Below are 26,008 nucleotides of genomic sequence, written 5' to 3' on the forward strand. Positions count from 1 at the left end.
TTCAATATTTTAAGTTTATTTAAAATGAATATCTGTTTTTTGCCCTGAATAATTTACCGTTTTCTGTCGGCCATCAGGAAGAATCAGGTTAAAACTCCTTGTCTCAATCATTCCTTTGTACTTCCCTTTCCGGGCAGCTATCGTCAATGTTTTTGATTTTTCGTTCCAGTGAAAAGGTATTTCCGTATAGGCTCCTTTTTCGTAATTATAATTATCGAATTCATCTTCGTATACAATGAAATCGGTATCGCTTCCCGGATAAACTTTTATGGTAAGATGATCCCATTTCTTTTCAGTGGCATATTGTACATCAGGCCCCAACGGAATGATGCTTCCTGCTTTTACATACAAAGGAATACTCTGAAGATTAACAGATTTCTGAATTTCCTTTCCTCCGCTGTGTTTTTCATTGGTCCAGAAGTCGAACCAATCTGTTCCTTCCGGGAGATAAACTTTAACGGTTTTATTTTGGCTAAAATCTATGTTGGTAACTGAATTATCCTTATTGCCGTCGGTTTTATTCCAGCCTTCATTTTCATCGGTTTTAACTGTCTTTTCAGGAGTATATTGGGCATTGAGAACAGGTGCCACCAACAATGATTTTCCAAAAAGATATTCGTTATTCATATCCCATGTTTTTTTGTCTGAAGGAAAATCCATGGAAAGAGCTCTCATAAAACTGGACCCGTTTTTTGAAACATCATGGGAAACAGAATAGATATATGGTAACATACTGTAACGCAGTCTGATGAATTTTTCTATCGCATCATAAACGATGTCTCCTTTATTCCCAAACTGGTAAATTTCTCTAGGAATATCGGTTCCATGCGAACGCATCATCGGCGTAAAGGTTCCGTACTGCAGCCAGCGGACATACAATTCCTGGAACATTGGATTTTTTGAACCTCCATTCCTTTTGTAAGTACCGGCAAAGAAACCTCCGATGTCAGAGTTGAAATTCGGATTTCCGGTAAGGCTAAAATTAAGACCGGCAGGCACCTGTTTGCGTAATGTTTCCCAGGAAGAATTAACATCGCCTGACCAGGTATTGGCTGCATATCGCTGCTGGCCTGCAAAAGCTGACCTTGTTAAAATAAAAACTCTTTTATCACTGGTGGTTTCACGCTGATGATCATAAACACCGCCTACTGTCATCAGCGGATAAGCATTTCTTACTTTTCTGAATGAACCAAGATAGGTTTTAGTATCCAGGTCTTCCGCTTTCTGGCTGAGATGATCGGGTTCTGTTGAATCCATCCACCAGGAATCTACACCTAGGCTGAAAACACCTTTGTTGAGATATTTCCAATAAATATTTCTTGCTTCCGGATTATAAGCATCGTACACTCGGACACCGGAAGGATAATTCATATCCGGAGGCCAGACCTCGCGGCCTGATTCAGGCCAGGTACTGATATTGAAAAGCATACCCTTTGAATCCATTTCACGGTACTGCTTGGTCATTGGTCCGAATGACGACCAGATAGAAACCGAAAGATGGGCATTCATATCATGGATATCCTGTATCATTTTTTTAGCATCCGGAAAGTCGGGACTAATGAAGTCCATAGCATTCCACTGATAATTGTTTCCCCAGTATTGCCAATCCTGTATGATTCCGTCTAACGGAACTTTCAGATCACGGTATTTTTTAACAACGTCTACCAGTTCATCCTGTCTTTTATAACGTTCTTTGCTTTGCCAGTAGCCATAGGTCCATAAAGGAAGCATGGGTACATTTCCTGTAAGATCACGCATTCCGGCAACTACTCCATCGGCATTTTTTCCGTAGATAAAATAATAATCTATACCATCTCCCACTTCTGATGAAAACGATGTTTTCTGAGGCGTATCCGTAAATTGTGTTGGTGAATAGTTGTCCCAAAAGATGCCATAACCTTTTACAGACTGAAAGAAAGGCACAAAATCCCAGGTGTTATTCTGAATCATTTTCACATCGGTATTCCGTTGGGACATTTTTTCGTTTTGCAGGATTCCAAGACCATAAATAGGTTCGTCTTTTTCGAGCTGAAAATCCTGCATTACGGAATAAGTCTCTTTTCCGGCGTCATTAAATGATTTGAAATCACTTGCTGTTTCTTTCAAAAGCTCTTTTCCGGATGGTAATGTATAGGTGATCGTTCCATTTTCAGCATTAATGAAAAGCAGCAGGGCATTTGTTTTTAATGAAATAACATTATTTTTCTCTGAAACTGAGAATTTAATTTTTTGTTCCTGTTTAATAACCGACAGACTATTTTTCATCAATGGTTTTCCGGCAGGATATTTAAGGACTCTTATCAGATTTTCTCCATACAATTTTATTTCAACGGCCATATTCCCTGCAGAAAAGCTCAATCCCGAATCTGTTTTCCTGTAAGATTGTGCATAGATATTTCCCGATAGTATTACCGTTGTGATGATGAATGCTTTATTGGTTATTGTGTTGAAATTCATTGTTTATGGATTATGGTGAGATCAAATTTTTAAATCATTGGTATTTATTCTGACTTCATAATAATGTTAACTTCTTCCTGGTTTACAGGTTTGAAAAGCAGTTGCGAAAACAGATACAGATCATTCTTCCATACTTTGAAATCATGACCGCCCGGTTCTACATAAAAAATATGCGGAATTTTATTGTCTGTAAGATAGTCGCTTGTTCTTTTGCTGAAAGGCATCAGCCTGTCCTGATCTCCGCATGAGATCCAGAGAAGCTTTAATTCTTTAGCCTTAGATGGATCCGGAAGAAGAAGCTGAGGCTCTTTGGTATTTGGAGCGGCAGAGAAAGCCCCTACCCAAGCAAACTTGTCGATATTTCCTAATCCGAAATTCAGGGTTTGTCCGCCTCCCATGGAAAGTCCGGCAATAGCTCTGTTATTTCGGTCTTTTTTAACTGGATATTTTTTTTCTACAAAGGGAATCAGATCATTCAGCAGGTCTTTTTCAAAGGTTGCGAAAGCTTCCACTTTATCCTTTGCCATGATATCTCCGGTAGCTCTGTCGTCTTTCATGGCCCGGCCGTTGGGTAGTACAACAATCATGGGAATAAGTTTCCCTTTGGCATATAGATTATCTAAAATAATTTGCGGTGTTCCATTTTTAAACCATTCTTTTTCATCCCCACCAATGCCGTGAAGGAGATATAAAACAGGATATTGAGTGCCTTTTTTAAATCCGGGAGGTATATATACCAATGCTTTCCGGATAGTACCAACCGTTGCTGAAGAATACTGTATGGTATCAATTTTTCCGTGCAGAATTTCTTTTTTCTCTATATCAAAATCCTGCGGTACTTTTTTCTCAAAAGACTGTGCAGAAATAAAAACTCCTGACAGCATGAAACCTAATGCCAATACAACTGATTTATTCATGATTTTTTATTTGTAGTTTTAACACTTATTATTTCAGATAAAAAAATAATATCCAAGCTGTTTAAAGTTTTATACTGATTATTTTAAACCACAAAAGGTTTAACACTTAAGTTTTTTTAGAGACAATCTTTATGCATAATAAGTACACCTAAGTGTTGCGAAAATCTTTGATTTTCATCTTATGTGAACTTTCTGCGGAACCATTTCAAACTTACTTAAGTGAACTCAAGTGTTTTTAAAATAAAAGCTTCTGTGACTTTTGTGGTTTAATACAGTTTAAACATCTGAATACTTATTTTATTTATCTGTTTACGGCAGACTTTTCCCTGCTAATTTTTGTTATTTGTCATTCTCTGGCTTTATTGACTCTGAAAAAATCCACGTCTACGAAACCTCCGGTATTTTTAGTAGCATAATTAAAAACTGCGAATTTTGATCCCATAAAAAATCTCCGGTAATCAAAAATCATTTTGTAATCTTTTTCCATTTCTGTCCAGTTCTTCTGATCGGAACTGTAATAAAAGTCGGCAAGGTCTTTCCCGAAGTTAAAATCGGCATCAATACGAAGAAAAACCTTATCCGAATTGAGAGGAATCCGTTTTTTCTCTTCTTTTTTAACCCCTGTAACGGCTTTTGTTTTACTGTCCAGGCTTACTTCATTGGTTGAAAAAATAATGAATTTCTCTTTACCATCCATCACTACTGACAAGATCCCGGAATCACCATTGAATGCACTAAAACCGGTAACATCTCCATCTTTCATTCCTTTAAGATCTAATGCTACAATTGCCGAAGAAGTCGGGCCTTCCATTCTCTGAGTCAAAGTATTGGGTGCTACATACAGATTATCTACCACTCTGCTGGTCTTCAGTCTCAGAAATCCTTTTCTCTCGGATAAAGACCACGCTTCATTCACCGGATTATGATTCCATTGCCACTGGATTTTCATTTTTTTATCAGAGAACTCATCGCTTTCCACCAAATGATTTTTAGCTTTAAATGGCGGAAGAGGAATTTCTCCTTTCAGAGGAACTTTTCCGTCATCTCCCAATACCGGCAAATCGTTTTCCCATTGTACGGGAAGCAGCAGCGGAACACGTCCCACTCCGTTTCTGTCCTGGAAAATAAGTGAATACCAGTTCCCGTTTTTATCATCTATCAAAGCGCCCTGACCTGCGTAGGAAAATCCTAAAAAATTGTCTTCCAGTATAATTTTTTTCTCATAAGGACCTGTCACTTTATCTGCTCTGTAAACTACCTGACGGCGTTTTCCGTTTCTTGGCCATGAGATCATCATCATATAATATTTTCCGTTTCTTTTGATGATCTGATTTCCTTCCAGAAGCCCGGTTTCTGAAGCATCTTTCTGAAATACTTCAGTTCCATCCGGATTTCCGATCACTTCTTTAAAATCGGGACTCAGTTCAAAAACTTTATTGGAGGTGAAAACGCATATTCTGTCATCATCATCGAAAAACAGTGAAGCGTCGTGAAAATGCCGGGTTCTTGTGATGAGTTTCCATTTTCCTTTTTCGGGATGATCAGTCACATAGAAATAAGATTTGAAAGGTTCATCATTCGGAGAGAATAAAACATAATACTTCCCTTTGTGATAACGGATTGAAGAAGCCCATTGGCCTCTTCCGTAAACGGTTCCGTTCAATAAATCATATTTTGAGTTGTCATTCAGAGTATCAAAAACATATCCGGACATTTCCCAATGAACCAGATCTTTAGAATGCATTACGGGAGCTCCGGGCATCAGATGCATGGTAGTACTGATCAGGTAAAAATCACTTCCGTTTCTGGTAATGGATAAATCCGGTGCATCCGCCCAAATAATTGGATTGGTAAACGCCGTCCCCTGTTTTCCGGAAGGATTCACCTGGGCTGAAAGAAGATTCAGCCCGATAAACCCCAATAAAGAAACTATATAAGATTTTTTGATTTTCAAAATGTACAGTGATGTTTGGTTTTACTTTTTTCAATTTTAAAAGGAAACACTTCGACAAGCTCAGTGTGACATTGCTGATACTGACTTAATTCGGAACGATATCATTGGAAGAGGTGCTGTACAGACCTATAAGGCTTCCTGTAAAACCTCCAGCTATATCCGTAGAAAGTATATCTCCGGAAACGGATCCTCCAAGATTTTTATAACTCTTACCATCCACAGAATAATTAAAGCTATATTCATCTTTATCTGCTACCACCTGTAGTTTAACCGGCTTGGATAATGAAATCTTCTCGCTGGCGATCAGTTTTGATTCTCCTTTTTCTGTTCTTTCCAATACGATGTAGAAATCTTTATCCTTTTTTGTGATTCCAAAAACATAATTGAATGTTTCACTTTGATAGCAGGTAATTCCTGCCAACTCCTTTTCTGATTTTGGTTTAAAATCCAGAGTTACAGAAGTTTCAAAATCTTCGTGCTGCAATCTGTGGAATAATGCCGAAACTGGAGCCAATGATTTGATATTAGTCTCCATAGGATTCACTTTTACGCCATTTTTCGTGGCAGTAATGAAATTCTCACGCGGTCCGCGCATCGCAATCCATCGCAAATCAAGGTTTTTATCGGTTAATTTGTCGTTATAGGTAAAGTTTCCGTTCGGAAAAAATCCGTTTTGTCCAGTTTGATTCTGAACGCCTTTTGGCATTTTCAATTTTGGCTTCATCGGAACAAGGCCATTTTGGAATACAGGATACGTTCCGCTCCAGTCTACAGGAAGAATGAAAGTTTCACGGCCTTTGGTAACACGGTTGTTTACATTCGGACGAATTGCTAAAAATACTCCATACCATTGCCCGTTCGGACCTTCCACCAAATCTGCGTGACCTGCCCAATCCACTTTTTCCTTTCTGTCTCTGGGAAAATATCTTTGCGTAAGAATTGGATTATTTTTAGCGGGAACAAACGGTCCCTTAGGAGAATCTGCCATAAAAATCACTTCGCTATGGTTGCCTCCGGTTCCGCCTTCTGCACACATCAGGTAATATTTCCCTTTGTATTTGTACAAATGCGGACCTTCAATCCAGATTGGTTTTTGAGAAAGGTCGACTCCACCGTTTACGATAATTCTGTCTGAACCTGCGACAACCTGATCTTTTTCCAGATCGTAATCCCACATTTTAATAACGCGGTGTCCGTTGTATTGTTCGGTTCCTTTTGGTGGCGCATCGTTATGAACAATGTAAGCTTTTCCATCATCATCAAAGAAAATAGCAGGATCAATACCATCAAAATTCAGCTTCTGAACTTCGCTCCATCCTTTTGCCGGATCTTTGGTTTTTACAACCATATTTCCGATACCGCCCGCAATCTGGGTAGTGATCATATAAAAAGTATCGTTGTGCTTATTATATTTAATGTCCGGTGCATAAATCCCATGCGAAACACCCCCTTTTTCCACCTTAAGCTGAGAAGGTCTGTCGAGAACGTGCCCCACCTGCTTCCAGTTCACCAGATCTTTGGAAGTAAAAATCGGAACACCCGGAAACATTGAGAAAGAAGAGTTTACCAAGTAATAACTGTCACCTTTTTTGGTGATGCTTGGGTCGGGATAACAACCCTGTAAAATCGGTGAATAAAACTCGTCCTGTTTAAGAGGGTTATCATTATATATTTTATCGTTTCCATGGTAGTTGAAATCTGAGAAAGTTTGTGCAGAAATAGAAGTCACAGACAGCAAAGCAGCTGCTGCAATGATATGTTTTTTATTCCTGAAAAAAACCAAATTCATTATATTCTGTTTCATTGTTATTCTTTTTTATAGTTTTTAATATTTTACAATTTTTGAATATCTGTTATTTATTATATTGTTTTTTAACGCTGGGTCCGTAAGTTTTTTAACTACTATCTTTTGAGGTTCGCAAAGGCGTTACACTCAGCAATGGGTATTTATTTTATCATTATGATCGATATATTTTAAACAGCTTTCTTCCGGTTGATTATTTTAATCAGTCCCCAGGCTGTAACATAGGATATTCCGGCTATGAAAAATATAATGTTGTAGCCTCCGTTGATATTTCCTGATTTTTTAAAAGCATCGAGAACGATTCCGATAAAAAGCGGAAAAATAATTCCTGCTGCCGAACCGAGCATACCGCCAAATCCTATCACAGAACTGACATAATGATTAGGCAGATGATCTCCAACCGTGGTCATAAGATTGGCTTCCCAACCTTGATGCGCGGCTGTTGCAAAGGCTATAATGATCGTTATCAGCCACATATTGTCTACATATTTTGAGAACATGACCGGAACCACCATCAATGCAAACAACAACATCGTAATGCTTCTGGCTCTTCCGATTGCCCAGCCTTTTTTGATCAGAAATGACGAAAGATACCCTCCGCCGATACTTCCGATTGTAGTTCCACTGTAAATAATAATCAACGGAAGAGATGGTTTTGTTAAATCCATTTTGAATACATCTGAGAAATATGCCGGCAGCCAGAACATGAAGAAATACCAGATAGGATCGGTTAATATTTTACCGATGGCAAATGACCATGTTACTTTATATTTGAGTAATTCCGATAAAGGAATTTTGGTTTTTCCCTCTGTTTTTTCATCCTGGTCACTTTTTATATATTGCAGTTCCTCCTTGCTGATATTTTTGGTTTTTTCCGGTATGGTATAGAATTTCCACCAAAGGATAATCCAAACCATTCCTAAAGCACCGATCCAAACAAAAGTCTGCCTCCAACCGTAATGTCCCAGAATGAACGGAACGAGTAATGGTGCTAAAATAGCTCCCACAGTCGCTCCCGAATTGAAAATCCCGGTTGCCAATGCTCTTTCTTTTTTAGGAAACCATTCAGCCACTGACTTGATAGCAGCGGGAAAATTTCCTGCCTCACTGATTCCCAACGTGCTTCTCGCAATGATAAAGCCGATGGTACTTTTGACAAAACCATGTCCTATAGAGGCAAGGCTCCATACAATAAGGGAAACGGCATACCCGATTTTGGTTCCTACCTTATCGATAAACCTTCCCATCGCCATATAGCCAATGGCATACGTCGTGGTAAAAGCCATAACGATATAGCTGTAATCTTTTTCGTCCCAACTAAATTCTTTTTCCAGAACAGGTTTCAGCAAGCCCATTACCTGACGGTCAAGATAATTGATCGTAGTGGCAAGAAAGACGAGCGATAGCATCCACCATCTTATATTGCGGTTGTTAGGGGCCTGCATTAGTTATGATTAAGTTGTTGTTGTAAATTTTTCGTCTTCTGAGTCAGTTCTTCTTCTTTAAATTCCTTTCCAATAAGAGAACTTCCCAACCCTGTTGCTATGGCACCTCCATTGAGCCATTCCATAATATCTTCAAATTCTGCATTGATTCCTCCGGTTGGCATGAAATTCATTCCCGGGAAAACAGGCTGTACAGATTTAATATAGTTCTTTCCTAAAGTATCAGCCGGGAATATTTTAACCAGTGTTAAACCGTTCTGGTACGCAATATTGATATCGGATGGGGTAAAACAGCCCGGAATCAGAAGGATATTTTTTTCGAGAGCATGTTTTACCAATGCTTCACTGATGACAGGTGTAATGATGAAATCTGCTTTTACATTAGCATAATCATCCATTTCCTGTATGTTTTTCACCGTTCCGATTCCAAGCAGAAGGTCCGGAAATTCTATAAGGGAAATTTCTTTCAGTCTGGTGAAATTTTCCAATGCCTGATAACCGCGGTTGGTATATTCTATCACACGGATTCCTGCTTCGTATAAAGCTTTTACTATATTTTTTGAGACTTCAAACGATTCGTTATAGAATAGTGGAACGATTTTCTGGTCCTTTATTTTTTGTACTATTTCACTCATAATGTTTCGATATTAATGCTTTCATCAATGGTATCTCCTTTTACAAAAAGTTTTTTAAAAGCAACTTTCGTCGCATCCTCAAGAATCTGCTGATCAGGATTTCCTTTTAAAATTCCATGAATTAAGGCGGCCATGAAAGAATCACCGCTTCCTACCCTTTCTTCAATTTTATCTGAATTATATTTTTCTGAAATCAAAAGCTGTTCATCAGCAAATAAAGTGGCACAATAATTAACCTGTTCTCCGTTTGTAAAGCGGAACGTATTGGCAATCTTTTCTACATTCGGGAATTGCTTCCGGATTTCCAACGCTGTTTTTTCTGCCTGTTTCAGAAGATTTTCATCATCAAATTTTCCGTTAAGCTCATATTCAACAGGAATATTCAGAAACTGCTCAACAGACCAGATATTTCCCATGAGAACGTTGACAAAAGGCATCAGCTCTTTGATTTTATGGGGATTCTGATTTTGCCAAAGCAATGCTCTGTAATTCAGATCGAGAGAAACCGTAATATTTCTTGTTCTGGCTTCTTTCATAATATGCAGGCATTTGCGGAATGCACTGTCACTCAAAGCCGGTGTGATGGTACTGATATGCAGCCATTTTACTCCTGAAAATATTTCATCATCACTGAATGCTTCAAAAGCCGATTGGGTAAAAACAGACGGAAAGCGGTCGTAAACCACTGAAGCATTCTGCATATCTCCGTCGGAAGAAAGATAAAATGTTCCTATTCTTCCCTGAGTTTTTTCTGCAAGGATTTCTACTCCTTTATTTTTAATCTGAGATTCCAGCTGGTTTCCCACAAAATTCTCAGGTAAAGCGGATAATAATTTCACAGAATTCTTCCACTGGGAAAGCGCTGCTGCAACATTGTACTCAGCTCCACCCACGTAAATCTTCAGAGACTGCTCATTAAGCCAGTTTCCTTCAGAATCTGGAGCAAAGTGGAGAAGCAGCTCCCCAAAACATAGTATTTTAGCTGAGTCCTGCATAGTATTAGATTTCAAAATAATTTTTTGTATTGTGATAACAGATATCCTGGATGATCTTTCCTACCCATTTTTCATCATCGGGAAGAAGACCTCTTTCCATTTCACTTCCAAACAGATTGCATAAAAGCCTTCTGAAATAATCGTGTCTTGAAAATGACAGCAGGCTTCGTGAATCGGTCAGCATGCCGACAAAAGTGCTGAGTAAACCAATATTGGAAAGCGTATTCATCTGTTTGGTCATCCCGTCGAGCTGATCGAGAAACCACCAAGCTGCTCCAAATTGCACTTTGGATTTGATTCCTTCTTCATTGAAATTTCCAGCAAGTGTTGCTAAAACTTCATTAAATGCCGGGTTCAGATTGTAAATAATGGTTTTGGCCAACTTTCCTTCCGTATTCAGTGCATCAAGCAAAATGCTCAGTCTCTGTGCGTAATATGGTTCTCCAATGGCATCATACCCTGTATTAGCACCTATTTTTCTGAACATTTCTGAATTGTTGTTTCTGGTTGCCCCTACATGATACTGCTGTACCCAGCCTTTTTCTGCGTACATTTTGCAAAGCTCTTTCAACATATAGCCACATAATGCTTCAGGATCGGAAAATGTTGAAAGATTACCTTTTAAAAATTCGGAAAATTCTTTTTCAAGGCTATGATTCCATTTCGTGGTATCCGGAAAATATTCAAAGCCATGGTCAGCCACTTTTGCTCCTGTTTCTGCAAAATAATTGATTCTGGACTGAAGGGCATTTAATAGATCAGAGACTGATGTGATTGAAAATCCACAGACTTTTTCAAGCTTTTTGATTCCTGAAAGATAGTGTTCAGAATTAATTATATTAATATAGGCATCTGGACGGAAAGCTGGAAGAACAGCTGTGTTAAATCCACTGTTTTTTAAAGCCTTGTGATGAACCAGATCATCAGCAGGATCATCTGTAGTGCACAACGCTTCTACCTTAAAATTCTGAATGATGGATTGTGGTAAAAAGCCGGATGTCTGTAGACTTTCATTCATGTAATGATATACAGTATCTGCATTATCGGGTGATAAATATTCACTGATTCCAAAAGGATTTTTGAGTTCCAAATGGGTCCAGTGAAATAATGGATTGCGAAGGGTATAAGGTACCACTTCTGCCCATTTCCGGAATTTCTCCTGGTCTGAAGCATTTCCGGAAATAAGCTGTTCATCAATACCAAAATTTCTCATGGCTCTCCATTTGTAATGGTCACCAGCCAGCCAGATAGCGGTTGGAGAACGGAAATTCTGATTGGCAGAAATAACATCCGGCTCAAGGTGATTGTGATAATCGATAACCGGCATGTCTTTAGCATAGCCGAAATAAAGATTCTCTGCCTTTGCTGATTCAAGCAGAAACATTTCTCCGAAAACATCTTTATTTTTAATGGAATTACTCATGATTTACTTTTACAAACCTGGATTTTTATTCTCTTTAAGTATTCTTATTTTATGAAAGTCTGCATTTTAAAAACAGAGCCATAAATGAAACCATTAAGGCCCTGCCCACTATATATGAAGAAATTAATTTTTACACTCCACTGAATGCGCTGAAACCTCCGTCAACAGGAATCAATGCTCCCGTGATAAAGCTTGCCGCATCTGAACACAGAAACTGTACAACACCGTTCAGTTCTTCTACTTCTCCAAATCTCTGCATGGGTGTTTTGGCGATTACTTTTTTACTTCTCTCCGTTAAGCTTCCATCCGGATTCAGGAGAATTGCCCGGTTCTGATCACCAATAAAAAAACCTGGTGCAACGGCATTTACCCGTATTTTATCTCCGAATTTCAATGCCAGATCAGAGGCCAGCCATTGTGTGAAGTTGGTAATTGCAGATTTGGCTGCAGAATATCCGGCCACTCTTGTAATCGCTGAATACGCAGCCATGGAAGAAATATTAATAATGTTGCCGCTCCCTTGCTCAGCCATTGCTTTTCCGAAAACAAAGCTCGGGTAAACGGTTCCGTTAATATTAAGATCGGTAACCTCAGCCCATCCCTTCATATCCATATCAAAAAATGACTGTTCGGGAGATAAAGTGGCCGCCGGAATATTTCCACCGGCAATATTGAGCAGAATATCTATGCTGCCATACTTTTCTTTTATTTTCACTGAAGCGGCTCCAAGGCTATCAATATCCATCACATTAGCTTCTATGGCAAATGAATCCCCACCCAAATCTGTCAGTTCTTTTACGCGGGCATCCAGTGTTTCCTGGTTTCTTCCCAATACCACAACTTTTGCTCCAGCCTCGATAAAACTTTTGGCAAGGCTTCCTCCTAAAACACCCGAAGCCCCTGTGATGACTGCTACTTTGTTTTTAATACTAAACAGGTCTTTCATTTTACTTTTTATTATTTATTACAAACGCAGATTAATTTTTCTGTAATTCTGACTGAACGGCTGCCATTACTCCTTCAATCTGGCCTAATGCCAACATTCTTCCCAGAAATGAATAGCCGGGATTATAGCCTTTGTCAACATCTTCTGTTAAAAGTCTTCCGTGATCTATTCTCATAGGCAGATCAGGATTTTCTTTTTCGAAGACATGAATCACTTCAATGAGTTTTCCTCTTCCTCCCAGATGATGAGCCTCAATGAAGTCGCCATTTTCAAAGACATTTGTACTTCTCAGGTGTACGAATTTGGTTCTGTGGGCAAATTTCTGAGCCAGCTTCGGAACATCATTCTGAAGGTTGGCGCTTAGAGAGCCTGCACAGAATGTTAAACCATTATGGGCATTATCAACAGCTTTCAGAAGCCAGTCTATATCTTCTTCATTGGTCACTATTCTCGGCAAGCCCAGTAATGAAAACGGCGGATCATCAGGATGTACACCCATCTGGATATTCCATTTTTCACAGACAGGCATTATTTTTTCAAGGAAATATTTCATGTTCTGACGAAGTCTGTCTTTATCGATTCCATCATACAAAGCCAATAAACTTTTGAACTTTTCTACAGGATTTAATTCTCCCTCTTTGATATTTCCGTTCACGAATCCCTGTGTTTTTACAATGACTGAGTCTATCAGATCATTATTATCTTTTTCCGTTAAAGTATTTTTTAATTCTTCTACTTTTTGAAGGATTTCTGAACTATAATCCTTTTCTGCTCCTTCTCTTTTAAGAATATGAATTTCGAAGTAGGCAAACTTGGCTTTGTCAAAATAAAGGGATGATGAACCGTCTTCCCATTCGTGAAAGAGGTCGGTTCTTGCCCAGTCAAGAACAGGCATAAAGTTGTAGCAAACTGTTGTAATACCTGCTTTACCCAGATTTTCAAGACTCTTGATATAATTTCCTATCAAAAAGTCACGGTCTTCACCTCCGTATTTGATAGCTTCGCTTACGGGAAGACTTTCCACAACAGACCAGCGAAGTCCGTGGCTTTCTATATAGTTTTTATAATCATTAATGGCCTCCAAATTCCAGATTTCTCCGTTTGGGACATCATGCAGGGCAGAAACAATTCCCTCTACTCCTATTTGACGAAGTGTGCTCAGTGCTATTTTATCTTTTTTACCAAACCAGCGCCATGTTTTTTCCATAATCTTTAATTTTTAACTCAGATAAACAAAGCAGGTGCTTTCACACCTACTCTGTTGCTGATATGAATGTAGAATGAAATTAATTGTATCCGGGATTCTGATATTTTGCTTTAATATCTGCCGACACTTCCATTGCATCAATCTGATTCTGAGGAATAGGTCTCAGATAATGAAAAGGTTTTATCGTTCTTGTCACGGTTTGCGGTGCGTGATCTCCATAGGAAGCTCCTCCGATCTGGTAAGTAGCTGCATAATCACCCCACTTCTGTGTACGTACCAGATCATACCATCTGTAGAATTCTCCGTAATATTCACGGGATCTTTCTGCCAGGATATAATCAATGGTAACTACAGCTGGTGTAGCAGCTGTCATCGCTGCACTATTATCTGCTACATAAGCGGTATTTTGGGCATTATTGAATTTCCATTTTCCGGCACGGGCACGGATTACGTTGATAAGGTCTCTGGCTGTCATAGCACCTGAAGCTCCTTTTACGGCTGCTTCTGCTGCAATAAAATAGAATTCTGAGAATTTGGCAACGCTGAATGGACGCGTTAATCCTGCATTCGGATATCCTAACCCGTTTGGATCATCGGTACGGTAAGTTCCTATTTTCCATAGACCTGGATATACAATTCTGCTGATTCCGTTCGGTGCAATTACCCAGTCTGCTCTTCCTGACAGCGTACCTGCTCCCACGCCACTTTGTCCGGATCCTGAAGGATAAACAGGAGTCTGACTGTCATCATTAAGGAAGCTTAGAATGGCTCCTCCCGGCTGTACAGGCAGATTATTTGCATTATAAAGAACAGGTACCGTTGTAAGGCCCGTGCCGTTTTTGTTCCAGTTTCCTCTGTACGTAGTTACAAAAGTTCCATCATAACGGGAATCGTTGGTTTTATCTGCAAAAGTATTTTTAATAACTCCTAAAGTAGGACACATACGAACCCACGGACGCCCCAATGGCTGTGCTGCCTCTCTCTGTACTGCACTTACTACGTCTGCACCAGCCCATGCAGTTGTTTTGCTACTTTTGATGGCAGTATAGTTCCAGGTCTGCATCCATGCTGCAAAATTATCCGGAGCCCAGCCTGAACCAAATCCTACTGGATCACTTTCATTATAGTATGTACTAGACTGGATATGGTCTGCATACAACATAGATTCGGTATTTCTGTCATTTGAACCTACATTGACATCATAGAAAGTAGGTTGAAGGGCATAAGTTCCGGGATTGTTGATTCCTTCCATTGCGATATCATAAGCCTGCTGGAAATACCACTGGGCATTATGTCCGTCAGGATCATTTCTTGTCACTTCAGGATAAGTTGGAACGCCATTTGGATTCTGCAGCCACCATCCATAAGTAAGATAAGCTTTGGCAAGCATCAATCTTGCTACATTTTTGGTGACACCTCCGGTTACCCTTGGTGAGGCAGGCAAATTTTCTATTGCTTTTTTAAGGTCAGCAAAAACGGTTTTTGTGTACACTTCCGGAACGGTGTTTCTTGCAGAAGAGGTTGACGGCACAGTGTTGTATTTCAATTCTCCGGCCCCTAAATCCATAGGAACTCCTCCATAGGTCTGCACCAGCATGAAGTAGTAAAATCCACGGAAGAAACGGGCTTCAGAAATCATAGATTCCGCAATTCCGAATCCGGGTCCCTTTTCAATGATTCCATTAGCTGTATTGATGTATGGAAACACTGAATTCCAAACCATGCTTGTAGGAAAAGTATTGGAATTTATAATACCATTTCCGGACATATCCAATTCTTTAAAGTTACCATCTGCACTTTGTGCCCATGTAGATTCGTCAGTCCCGTTCTGGCAATTGCTCATAAAGTAGCCATTACCATACAGTAACCTCATCTGTCTGTATAAGGCTGTAAACCCCTGATTAACTCCATCCGGTGTATTAAAATAATCAGCTGTATATATTGATCTTGGCTGCTCATCAAGAATTTCATTACAACCTGTAAATGTTAAGGATAAAAAGATTGCTCCTAATAGCAGTTTTTTGTTAAAATTTATCATGACAATACAATTTTAAAAGGTTAAGTTAAGTCCCATTAAGTAATTTCTTGTGGAAGGATTATTGGTTCCAATAACAAGCTGTCTGTTTTGATATCCGCTTACTGCCTGATTTTCATTTCCGAAAGAGTTTGGCTCCGGATCCATTCCTGAGAACTTATGATAAGGAGAAAATAATACAACAGGATTGGTTACCGTGAAGTAAATCCTTAAGCTGGTGATCTTTAAATCCTTTAAGAAGTCTTTATTGACATTATAACCTAATGTAATGGTACGAAGCTTAAGGTAAGAAGCATCAAACATGGCTAAAGTAGAAGAATACTTTGGATTGTCACCACTCAGATGGCGTCCCGGACGAGGAAAATAAGCCCCGGTATTGTCTTCTGTCCAGTAATCAACATCTACGTTATTTCCTCTTCCTGTTAATCTGTTAAGATAACTTGCAGATCCATAAATGGTACTTACCAGAATTCCCCCGTGCTGGAAAGCTCCTACTGTGCTTAGCTCAAAATTTTTGTAGGCAAAGCGCATATTGAATCCTCCCTGAAATTTCGGAGCTGTATCAAAAATCTGTCTGTCGTCCGGGCCAATTGCTCTTACCGGTGTTCCGTCAGCATTGTAACCTCCGGTGTAAAGAACTTTAATAGATCCTATGACATCAGCTGCAGTTCCAGGTTCCAAAATGCCCTGATAAGGATCTCCAGCCTGCCAAAGACCGATGTATTGATAATCATACAATGAATTAATATTGTGACCTACAAACCACAAGTTATTGACGTCACGTTCTGTTCCTGATGCAAGTGATAAAATTTTGTTTTTATTGGTATAAAAATTAACTCCTGCTTCCCAGGTGAACCCATCCGGATTATCAAAAATGACACCGTTTAAAGAAACTTCAAAACCTTTATTTTCTGTTTCTGCTACATTGGAAACAATGGATGACCATCCGCTTGTTGCCGGAAGACTTTTCTGCGTCAACAGGTCATAGGTATGGGTTTTGTAATATTCCACACTTCCTGTAAGGCGGTTGTTCAAAATCCCGAAATCTACTCCGTAGTTTTGTGTTTTTGAGTATTCCCATCCCAGGCTTGGGTTAGGTGGCTGATTTCCATAGATTCCGGTACTTCCTGCACTTCCATAATTGTAAGGAGCTACATTAAATCTTCCCATCGTAGAGTACGGATCTACTGCCTGATTGGAGGTCTGCCCCCATCCGGCTCTGAATTTAAGGAGATTAATCGCTTTGATATTCTGCATGAAGGATTCGTTGGTAACATTCCATCCTAATGATAATGCGGGATAGGTATGCCATTTGTTTCCCGGAGCCAGCCTGGAAGATCCATCGGCACGAAGTGTTGCCGTAAGCATATACTTGTTATCATAAGTATACATGATTCTTCCCATAGCTGAAAGCAAGCCGGTTTTCCAGTAAACCTGGTCTTCAGGTCTTACGGTAATATCAGCCTGAGGTGACTGCCCTAAGTTATAATACTGGAAAAAGTCTGCAGGAACATTCTTTGCACTCATGTATGAGCTTGTATACTTATTCTGTTCTGCGGAATATAATGCTACAGCATTTACCTTATGCTTACCAAATGTACGGTCATATGTTAAAAGGTTTTCCAATACCCAATGGTACGTCTGGTTATTCCCTCTTCCTGCAGCTGACGGTCCCAGAGGATTCGTATTAAATACCCCTACACCACTGTAATTCCCACTGTTTGAGGTACGGAAGTCCAAACCCACATTTAATCTGTATTTTAATCCTTTGATCGGAAGACTGGCTTCCCCGTAAAGATTGTTATAGGATGCAAAAGCCTTGGTTTCATCAATATACTTATCTCCCAGATTCCCCAGGCTTCCTCTGGTATAAATCCATGTCTGATCGATGCCCCCTGCAGTACTCATGACTCTTTTCGGGGTTCCGTCCGGATTGTAAGGATTGGCAATGGGAGAATATCCTAAAACAGCTCCTGGATTTACTCCGTTTCCTTCCGAAACAGAATAATTGGTATTGGTTGTAAAACCGAACTTGAAGATGGATCCTACCTGTTGATCAATGGCCATTCGAAGAGCAAATCTTTCATAACTTTGAATAGGGATCAGTGCATTTTGCTTGAAGTATGACAACCCCACATTATAATTTCCTCCCTCTGTCCCGCCTGAAACACCAATATCATGACTGGTCATCATGGCAGGCTTATAGTACAGGCTTTGCCAGTCTGTATTAACACTGTTGCTTTCATCAACCCCGTTGGAATACAAAGGTGTTGTATTTCCTGCAGGAATGGCATAAGAACGCAGCTGTGCAAACTTGGGACCATCCATCATGGGATACTTTGAAAACAAGGTCTGAACTCCTGTGAATGTATTGTAACTGAATTTGGGTCTCTGCCCCTTTGCTCCTCTGTTTGTTGTAACAAGGATAACACCGTTTGCCCCTCTGGATCCGTAAATGGCTGTAGCAGAAGCATCTTTCAGGATGTCAATACTTTTGATATCACTTGAGCTTATGTCACCCAATGATCCCACGAAAGGAATGCCATCCAGTACAATCAGTGGGTTATTATCTCCTGTCAGAGATCGTGTTCCCCTGATACGGATCTGCATGGCAGCACCCGGTTTGGTGGAAGTTTGCGAGATATCCACTCCTGCCGTTCTTCCTTGTAATGCCTGAGTGATATTGGCAGAAGGTACTTCACGGAGAGCATCTCCTTTTACCGTGGCTACAGATCCTGTCACAGCTTCTTTTCTCTGAGTTCCATATCCTATCACAACAACTTCATCTATTTTATTTTCTTTAGCTACTGTATCTTTCTTAACCTGTGAATATGCTATGCCGGAAGGCAATAAAGTCATTGCAAAAAATAGTGCTGCTCTATTGCTTTTATTGAAATAAAATCGGTTCATAATTATTATTTTAGTATTAGTTGTTGAATAAAAGGCTCTTTAATAATTATTGTGTATAAAAATCCTTAGTGTTTATAAGCCTTTTATTTTTTATTATATATACATATTCACGATGGCTTCAAACAATTCCTGTTTTCCGCTTTTAGGCTGTGGTTCACCGATTTCGTGAGCGATTTTCTGAAGATCTTCCAGGGTAAGCGTACCCTCCTCAAATGCTTTCCCATTTCCGTTATCAAAAGAAGCGTAGCGGTCTGTTCTCAGCTTTTTGTAATCTGAATTTTCAAGGATATCAGCCGCTGCAAGAAGACCTTTTGCGAATACATCCATTCCTGAAATGTGAGAAATGAATAAATCTTCAGCATCAATAGAATTTCTTCTGATTTTAGCATCAAAGTTTACCCCTCCTGTTCCCAGACCTCCTGCCGGAAGCAGTACCAGCCATGCCTGAACCATGTCGTAATAATCGATCGGGAACTGATCTGTATCCCATCCGTTCTGATAATCTCCTCTGTTGGCATCAATACTTCCTAAAAGTCCTGCATCAACAGCAGCCTGAAGCTCATGCTCAAATGTATGACCAGCCAATGTAGCATGGTTTACTTCGATATTTAGCTTAAAGTCTTTATCTAATCCGTAATGTCTCAGGAATCCGATTACTGTTTCAGAATCATAGTCATACTGATGTTTGGTAGGCTCCATCGGTTTTGGTTCAATCAGAAAAGTTCCTTTAAAACCTTGCTGGCGGGCATAGTCTCTTGACATAGAAAGGAAACGCGCAAGGTGATCTTTTTCACGCTTCATGTCAGTGTTTAAAAGGCTCATATACCCTTCTCTTCCACCCCAGAAAACATAGTTTTCACCTCCAAGCGCTATCGTAGCATCTATAGAATTTTTCACCTGAGTTCCAGCACAAGCAACAACATCAAAATTTGGGTTGGTAGAGGCGCCGTTCATATATCTTTCATGCGTGAAAACATTAGCTGTTCCCCATAAAAGCTTAATCCCGGTTTCCTGCTGCTTTTGTTTTGCATATTCTACAATAGCCTGCAAATTTTTCTCGTAGTCTTTCCAGTTATTGGCAGGGTCTACCAGATCGATATCATGGAAGCAGTAATAACTGAAGCCCATTTTAGACATAAATTCAAAACCTGCATCCATTTTGTGCATTGCCCTTGTTACCGGATCATTTCCGATATCCCATGGGTGATGGATTGTAGGTCCTCCGAATGGATCGCTTCCGTTTGCGCATAAGGTATGCCACCATGCCATCGCAAATCTTGTCCAGTCTTTCATAGGTTTTCCCATTATGATTTTTTCAGCATCATAATAGCGGAATGCCAATGGGTTTTTGCTTTCCTTCCCTTCAAACTTAATTTTTTCAATACCTGTAAAAAACTCTTTTGTACCTGTTAAAGTGTTCATATTTATTTGATTATTTTTTAATTTGTTTTTAATTTTTTGCGTAGAGATTCCCTTCTCACTGATTCTTAAGAGTCAGTAAGAGGATGAAAAATACTGTTGTAATTGTTCTAGATTATTTCGTTAAGATGATGTTTCCATCTGCCATAGGCTTCCAAATATTGTTCTTGTTTTTCGTGTTCAGGTTCTATTACAGCTATTTTTTCAAGTGAAGAAAATGCTTCCCTGGAATCTAAATAAAATCCTATTCCCATGCCTGCCGCTCTTGCCGCTCCTACCGCTCCATCGGTATCATAAAGTTCAATTACCGCGTTGCTGACACTGGATAGTGACTGGCGAAAAATCGAACTTAAAAACATATTGGCATTTCCTGCCCGGATCACCTGGATATCCATTCCGATATTTCTCATGATATTCATTCCGTATTCGTAAGAGAATACAATACCTTCCTGTGCTGCGCGAAGAATATCACCTTTTGAATGGATATTGAAGTTAATTCCGTGAATCGAACAGCTCGTATCTTTATTTTCAAGCACTCTTTCGGCTCCGTTTCCAAAAGGAATAATGCTTAACCCTTTTGAGCCGATAGGTGAAAGTGAAGCCATATCATTCATATCGCCATAAGAAGAAAGTGAGGTTGCGAAATTGTGCTTCAACCATGAATTTAAAATTCCGGTTCCATTGATACAAAGCAGAACTCCCAACCTGATCTGTTCCGGTGTGTAATTGACATGGGCAAAAGTATTGACCCTTGATAATTTATCATATTCCAGCTGGTCCAAAACTCCATAAACCACTCCTGAAGTTCCTGCTGTAGAGGCAATTTCTCCGGGATTAAAAACATTCAGGGAAAGCGCATTGTTGGGCTGATCTCCTGCTCTGTATGAAATGGGTGTACCTTCTTTTAGACCTAATTCTTCAGCTGCAACCTTTGAGACTGTTGCCTGGATGCCAAAAGTGGGTACAATTTCTGGGAAAAAGCTTTTCGGAATCTCATAGTGGTTGATAATATCTTCCGAAATACAGTTGTTTTTAAAATCCCAGAAGATTCCTTCTGATAATCCCTCAATTGTTATTCCTATCTGTCCGGAGAGTCTCATGGCAATATAGTCTCCCGGAAGCATTATTTTGTCTATCTTTTCAAAAATTTCAGGCTCGTTTTCTTTTACCCAGGCAAGCTTTGATGCTGTAAAATTCCCCGGTGAGTTTAAAAGATGCGAAAGACATTTTTCTTCTCCTATTGTTTTGAAAGCTTTTTCACCATAGGATACAGCACGGCTGTCGCACCAGATAATGGATGGCCTTAAAAGGTTTTGGTCTTTATCTACCAGAATCAAACCATGCATTTGCCAGGTGATTCCAATTCCTTTTATATCTTCAGCATGTATTCCGGACTCATGTATAACAGCTTCATGTGCCAACTTCAGATTGATCCACCAGTCCACAGGATTCTGCTCTGCCCATCCTGGATTGGCAGCAGTAATTTTCATCTCTTTTTTGGGAGAAAATTCAGAAGCAATCACTTTTCCGCTGGATGCCTCAATGAGACAAACTTTCACAGAAGAACTGCCAATATCATAGCCTAGTAAGTACATAATTTTTAAAAAGGGTTATTTTATAAGTTTTGTATTGTTTTTCTTGTAAATCTTAGCATCAAATCTGTAATATCTTGCTGCGCGGTGAGATACATCTTTTTGAATTTCGTTCAAAGGAACTATATAGGGGAATGAAGATATTTTTTTATGGAAATTCTTAATATCAATATTTTTTTCATTTAAAGCGCTGTAGAGCTGATAAAGCTGCCTTATGGTGAATCTTTTTGGCAGCAGTTCAAAAATGATGGAGAAATCAGATTCAATCCATTTTCTGATCTCCATTAAAGATTCATTGATAATTTGGTTATGGTCAAAAGGCAGTACCGGAACCTCATCAATGGGATACCAGTCTACGGTATCATATTTTGTACTGTTGATCTTATGATCTATTTTACAAAGGGAAAGATAAGCAACGGTAATGATTCTGTCTATATGATGTTTGTATTCCTGATCCATCCATTTGATATCATGTACATTGCTTGCTCTCATAGGATCAGCAAAACACTTGAACTGTTTGAGAACCATTTTTTTTATTCCCGTAAGTTCATGAAGTACTCTTTGTGCCGCATCATCTACATCCTCGTCGCTGAAAATCAAACTCCCTGGAAGTTTGATCTGCTTTTCCAGCGGAACATCATCAACATGGCGTTGTACTAGCAATATATTCAACCGGTTTTCATGGTCAAATCCAAAGACAACACAATCTACAGAGACATAGGTATGAATAAAGTTCTGATTCATTAGTTTGTTAACATTTTGGTAACATTACAAATATAAAAATTCATCTGAATAAAAAAAATAAATCTACCACTATATACTGCTTATCAATCAATTACATATCGAATTTTTATGATATCAATTGTATAAAAAATATGATAAGGTTATCATCATTTTTACACTTACTTATTTCATAAGACATGAATTCACAATCAATTGCAATTTGATAATAGTCCTAAAAAGATTATTTTTTTTTGAATAAATATTATGATAAGAAGAATTAATTTTTTTTTCATTTTGCATGAAAAAAAAATGTAAAAAACACACTTTTCATTATTAAAAAAGAAGTAAACCACTATTTGTAATTACCATTTTTTATACTCTAACTACAAATAATTACGAAACAGTCAGCTTAAATAACAATATGGTATAATAATGCAAATATGCAAATCTCTCTATATATGATAGGTTTATTTGAAGATTTCGAGAATATAGAACAAAAAAATCCTGAAAACATTGCAATCTCTTTTGCAGTTAATACCGTAGGTTCTCCACTAATTTTAACTAAAAAATTCCGTTAACCCAAGCAGTTGCATATATTATAAACTTAGAGACAGAATCTGGCTATAAGTACAAGACAAACATAGCCAACTATAAACTTATTATTCCAGTGCAGGTTTTTCTTAAGATTACACCCATGGCTTTATTTTACTTTTAAAACCTTCAATGATTTTCTAAAATAATAATTAGCTACTTTTTATCGAATCTGTCTTTTAAGTTCTTCTTTACTTGATAGAAGTGATTTATATTCTTTTACAAAAAAGAACCTGCATGAAGCATTAATTATGATATTTAACATCTTTATTACATAAAAAAATAGCCTTGATTTTTTAGTCAAGGCTATTTTTATGAATAGTAGTACACCTGTAAAATTAAAATCTTCTGGAACTTCTTGAATAGAAGTAAGTCAATTTCTGTTACATTTTAAATTTATTACTACCCTTAATTTGAATATTTATCTTTTGATTACTTTTACCGTTTTTACAATGTTATCGGCAGTGTTTATTTTTATCATATAGACCCCTGATGTTAAAGTAGAAAAGTCCACACTTCCTTTACTATCGTTGATAACTTTAACAAGAACCTGCTGTCCAACTGCATTGTAAACTGCTACGGAGATAATATTTTTATCAAACGAAATATTGAGATAATCCTGCACCGGATTCGGGAAAACTTTTAGATGATCAGATGCTGTTGAAATTTCTTCAACTGCCAAATTACTTATAGGGCATAGAAGCTGGGTAAAGGTAAGTTTCTGAATATTAGTTCCGTCACCGATTTGTCCGTAATTATTAGCTCCGGATACTCTCAAAATACCATCATTATTTATAGATAAAGTATGCCATCCTCCTGTAGAAATTGCCATATGAGAATTGACTCCCAGGCTCACCCAATTTGAAGAGCTGGTAGAAGTATTATTACCAAACGATCCGGTGGTATTATTTCCACAAGCAATCACAGTTCCAGATGTTGTCATTGCAATGGTATTAAAATTACCTGTAATAACTTTTTGAATTCCATCGGCTGCTAAAAAAGGCGTTGACCTGCTGATGGTAGTTCCATCAGCTAATTGTCCTGACCCGTTATATCCCCAAGTATAAAGGATACCATTTGCTTTTCTTCCTACAGTATGTGAATCTCCAGTGGATATATCTGCCCAATCGGTATTGGTTCCTATCTGTTTAGGCAAAATACGATCAGTTAGGGTACCATCACCCAACTGTCCATGACCATTATACCCCCAGGCCCAAAGGGTTCCATCTGTTTTTATTGCTACAGAATAGTAATTACCTGCAGTGATACTTTTCCAATTGGTCGCTGTTCCTATTTGAATAGGTATGAGCTTACCAATAGTTGTCCCATCTCCCAGTCCTCCATTTATATTCATTCCCCAGGCCCAAAGACTTCCGTTTGATTTTAGACCTAAATTATGACTTTCTCCAACTGCAATATCTTCCCAGTCAGTAGCAGTCCCTATTTTTGTGGGGATTGTTCTGTTAGTTGTAGTTCCGTCTCCTAAATACCCAAACTGGTTATTTCCCCAGGCCCAAAGCGTTCCATCCGTCTTTATTCCCAGTGAATGAAAAGTACCCGCACTTACAGTTTTCCAACATCCAGTTTGGTTAGGAAGTGTAGTAAAAGCTCCCCCCGGAACCCAGATACTTTGATTGGAGATGCAATTTGCTGCAACCCACCAATAATAAGTTGTGTTAGGTAATAAATTGGTAATATTCGCAGTGGTAGAAGTAGAAGCAGTAGCTGAACCTGTCATTGTCGGACTGGTACTGTAAACATAATAGTATCCCCCATTAGGTGCTGATGTTGAAGGCAGCCAATTAAGGGTAGCTGATGTAGAAGTGATATTAGAAGGATACATCTGGGTAGGAGGATTACAGACTGTTGTGCTTGGTGACATTTTTACTAAACCAAGCTGCAATGTTCCCAACCAAATGGTTCCTGAAGATTGTGTTCGTACTGCGCTAAAATAGTCATCAGGTAAACCTGAATTTGTATTTGTTTTAGTATAGGTTGTACAATCCGTAAAATTCTGTAAACCTGCACCATTAAAGCCAATCCATACTTTACTGTTGCTGTCAACATCTAACGCATTTGGATTTTATCCTGCCAGACAAGAATTATTTTGATAAGTGAACGTAATATTAGTTCCACTTGTTGTTAAAGTAATTAAACTATCAGAGCCTTTTACATAAATAGTATTATTGGCAATTCTCAATATTTTTTGAGTTCCTTGTGCTATAAAATTAAAATCTATACCATTAAATTTATACAGCACTCCTCCATTTGTCACCCAGACACCATTATTACTATCAGTTGCTACTGAATTCATATTTGATACAGAGTTATAAGTCGACCAGGTAGTACCATTGAATTTTGTAAGTCCTGCAGGTGTTACCACCCAAAGATTATTTTGTCCGTCGACCGCGATGTCAATAATCTCATTACTGGGAAGTCCCGAATTGGAAGTTGTATAATTGGTCCAGGTTGTGCCATTGAATTGAGAGGCGATCCACTTTCTGTTCTGACCATCAATTTCTATTTTTAGTATTGCATCAGACGCAATACCCGAGTTAGTGGTATTATAGTTCGTAAAAGAAGTTCCGTTAAAAGTAGAAACTCCATTGTAGGTAGCCAGCCACAATAATCCATTGGCATCTGTTTTAATATCAGCAATATAATTACTTCCTATTGTTGAATTTGAGGTATTGTACGTTGTGTAACTATACGTTTGTGCAAATACAGAAAATGAGACAAAAATTAAGAGTAAAAAATAAAGTTTTTTCATGGTTTTTAATAAAATGATTCTTTTCATGGTTAAGTTTGATAAGATTTCCCCTACTCGTTTAGCTTTTCGGTTCCGCTTGTTTACATGGTTGCTTAGCTCCGCAAAAAAAATTTTAAGAAATATTGAGTAAGCTATATATACAGCTTGCATTTCAAAAGAAATTTGCAGGATTCGATGAAACTTTT

18 protein-coding genes are annotated in these 26,008 nt (G+C 38.6%); all 18 read right to left on the reverse strand.

Annotated elements, in window-relative coordinates; translation table 11 throughout:
- Positions 1–15 precede the first annotated feature (15 nt).
- Entirely contained in the window at positions 16–2,457 is a 2,442-nt protein-coding gene (locus ACPF63_RS10895) for a TIM-barrel domain-containing protein (protein WP_426483040.1), read from the reverse strand.
- A gap of 44 nt (positions 2,458–2,501) precedes the next feature.
- Positions 2,502–3,374 carry an alpha/beta hydrolase gene (locus ACPF63_RS10900; RefSeq protein ID WP_426483041.1) on the reverse strand — a complete coding sequence of 291 codons (873 nt, stop codon included), beginning with the start codon at positions 3,372–3,374 and terminating at the stop codon, positions 2,502–2,504.
- A 346-nt stretch (positions 3,375–3,720) separates the two neighbouring features.
- Positions 3,721–5,328, reverse strand: a complete 1,608-nt coding sequence (locus ACPF63_RS10905; protein WP_426483042.1) for a glycoside hydrolase family 43 protein — start codon at positions 5,326–5,328, stop codon at positions 3,721–3,723.
- Positions 5,329–5,413: 85 nt separating this feature from the next.
- Positions 5,414–7,132 (reverse strand): glycoside hydrolase family 43 protein, encoded by a 1,719-nt coding sequence (locus tag ACPF63_RS10910; protein ID WP_426483043.1) that lies wholly within the window; start codon positions 7,130–7,132, stop codon positions 5,414–5,416.
- 170 nt (positions 7,133–7,302) lie between these two features.
- Positions 7,303–8,577, reverse strand: a complete 1,275-nt coding sequence (locus ACPF63_RS10915; protein WP_426483044.1) for an MFS transporter — start codon at positions 8,575–8,577, stop codon at positions 7,303–7,305.
- Positions 8,577–9,212, reverse strand: a complete 636-nt coding sequence (locus tag ACPF63_RS10920; RefSeq protein WP_426483045.1) for a bifunctional 4-hydroxy-2-oxoglutarate aldolase/2-dehydro-3-deoxy-phosphogluconate aldolase — start codon at positions 9,210–9,212, stop codon at positions 8,577–8,579. The genes ACPF63_RS10915 and ACPF63_RS10920 overlap by 1 nt, the downstream gene beginning before the upstream one ends.
- Positions 9,209–10,222 (reverse strand): sugar kinase, encoded by a 1,014-nt coding sequence (locus tag ACPF63_RS10925; protein ID WP_426483046.1) that lies wholly within the window; start codon positions 10,220–10,222, stop codon positions 9,209–9,211. Before ACPF63_RS10925 ends, ACPF63_RS10920 begins: the two co-directional genes overlap by 4 nt.
- Complete coding sequence (gene uxaC, locus ACPF63_RS10930) at positions 10,212–11,630, reverse strand: glucuronate isomerase (protein ID WP_426483047.1); 1,419 nt, start codon at positions 11,628–11,630, stop codon at positions 10,212–10,214. Before uxaC ends, ACPF63_RS10925 begins: the two co-directional genes overlap by 11 nt.
- A gap of 130 nt (positions 11,631–11,760) precedes the next feature.
- The gene (locus tag ACPF63_RS10935) at positions 11,761–12,576 is read right to left on the reverse strand and encodes an SDR family oxidoreductase (protein WP_426483048.1); all 816 of its coding nucleotides are present in this window, start codon (positions 12,574–12,576) and stop codon (positions 11,761–11,763) included.
- Positions 12,577–12,607: 31 nt separating this feature from the next.
- Positions 12,608–13,783 carry a mannonate dehydratase gene (gene uxuA, locus ACPF63_RS10940; protein ID WP_426483049.1) on the reverse strand — a complete coding sequence of 392 codons (1,176 nt, stop codon included), beginning with the start codon at positions 13,781–13,783 and terminating at the stop codon, positions 12,608–12,610.
- Positions 13,784–13,862: 79 nt separating this feature from the next.
- Positions 13,863–15,821, reverse strand: coding sequence for a RagB/SusD family nutrient uptake outer membrane protein (locus tag ACPF63_RS10945; protein ID WP_426483050.1), 1,959 nt, complete (start codon positions 15,819–15,821; stop codon positions 13,863–13,865).
- 12 nt (positions 15,822–15,833) lie between these two features.
- Positions 15,834–18,728 (reverse strand): SusC/RagA family TonB-linked outer membrane protein, encoded by a 2,895-nt coding sequence (locus tag ACPF63_RS10950; RefSeq protein WP_426483051.1) that lies wholly within the window; start codon positions 18,726–18,728, stop codon positions 15,834–15,836.
- Positions 18,729–18,821: 93 nt separating this feature from the next.
- Positions 18,822–20,150, reverse strand: a complete 1,329-nt coding sequence (gene xylA / locus ACPF63_RS10955; protein WP_426483052.1) for a xylose isomerase — start codon at positions 20,148–20,150, stop codon at positions 18,822–18,824.
- Between the two features lie 107 nt (positions 20,151–20,257).
- Positions 20,258–21,742 carry a xylulokinase gene (locus ACPF63_RS10960; RefSeq protein WP_426483053.1) on the reverse strand — a complete coding sequence of 495 codons (1,485 nt, stop codon included), beginning with the start codon at positions 21,740–21,742 and terminating at the stop codon, positions 20,258–20,260.
- A gap of 15 nt (positions 21,743–21,757) precedes the next feature.
- Complete coding sequence (locus ACPF63_RS10965) at positions 21,758–22,483, reverse strand: NUDIX hydrolase (RefSeq protein ID WP_426483054.1); 726 nt, start codon at positions 22,481–22,483, stop codon at positions 21,758–21,760.
- A 991-nt stretch (positions 22,484–23,474) separates the two neighbouring features.
- Positions 23,475–24,935, reverse strand: coding sequence for a T9SS type A sorting domain-containing protein (locus tag ACPF63_RS10970; protein WP_426483055.1), 1,461 nt, complete (start codon positions 24,933–24,935; stop codon positions 23,475–23,477).
- A 5-nt stretch (positions 24,936–24,940) separates the two neighbouring features.
- Positions 24,941–25,120: a hypothetical protein gene (locus ACPF63_RS10975; protein WP_426483056.1), complete on the reverse strand. Its 180-nt coding sequence runs from the start codon at positions 25,118–25,120 to the stop codon at positions 24,941–24,943.
- Positions 25,121–25,136: 16 nt separating this feature from the next.
- The gene (locus ACPF63_RS10980) at positions 25,137–25,823 is read right to left on the reverse strand and encodes a two-component regulator propeller domain-containing protein (RefSeq protein WP_426483057.1); all 687 of its coding nucleotides are present in this window, start codon (positions 25,821–25,823) and stop codon (positions 25,137–25,139) included.
- Positions 25,824–26,008 lie beyond the last annotated feature (185 nt).

The organism is Chryseobacterium sp. R2ACT005, assembly GCF_049949215.1.
Lineage (GTDB): Bacteria > Bacteroidota > Bacteroidia > Flavobacteriales > Weeksellaceae > Chryseobacterium.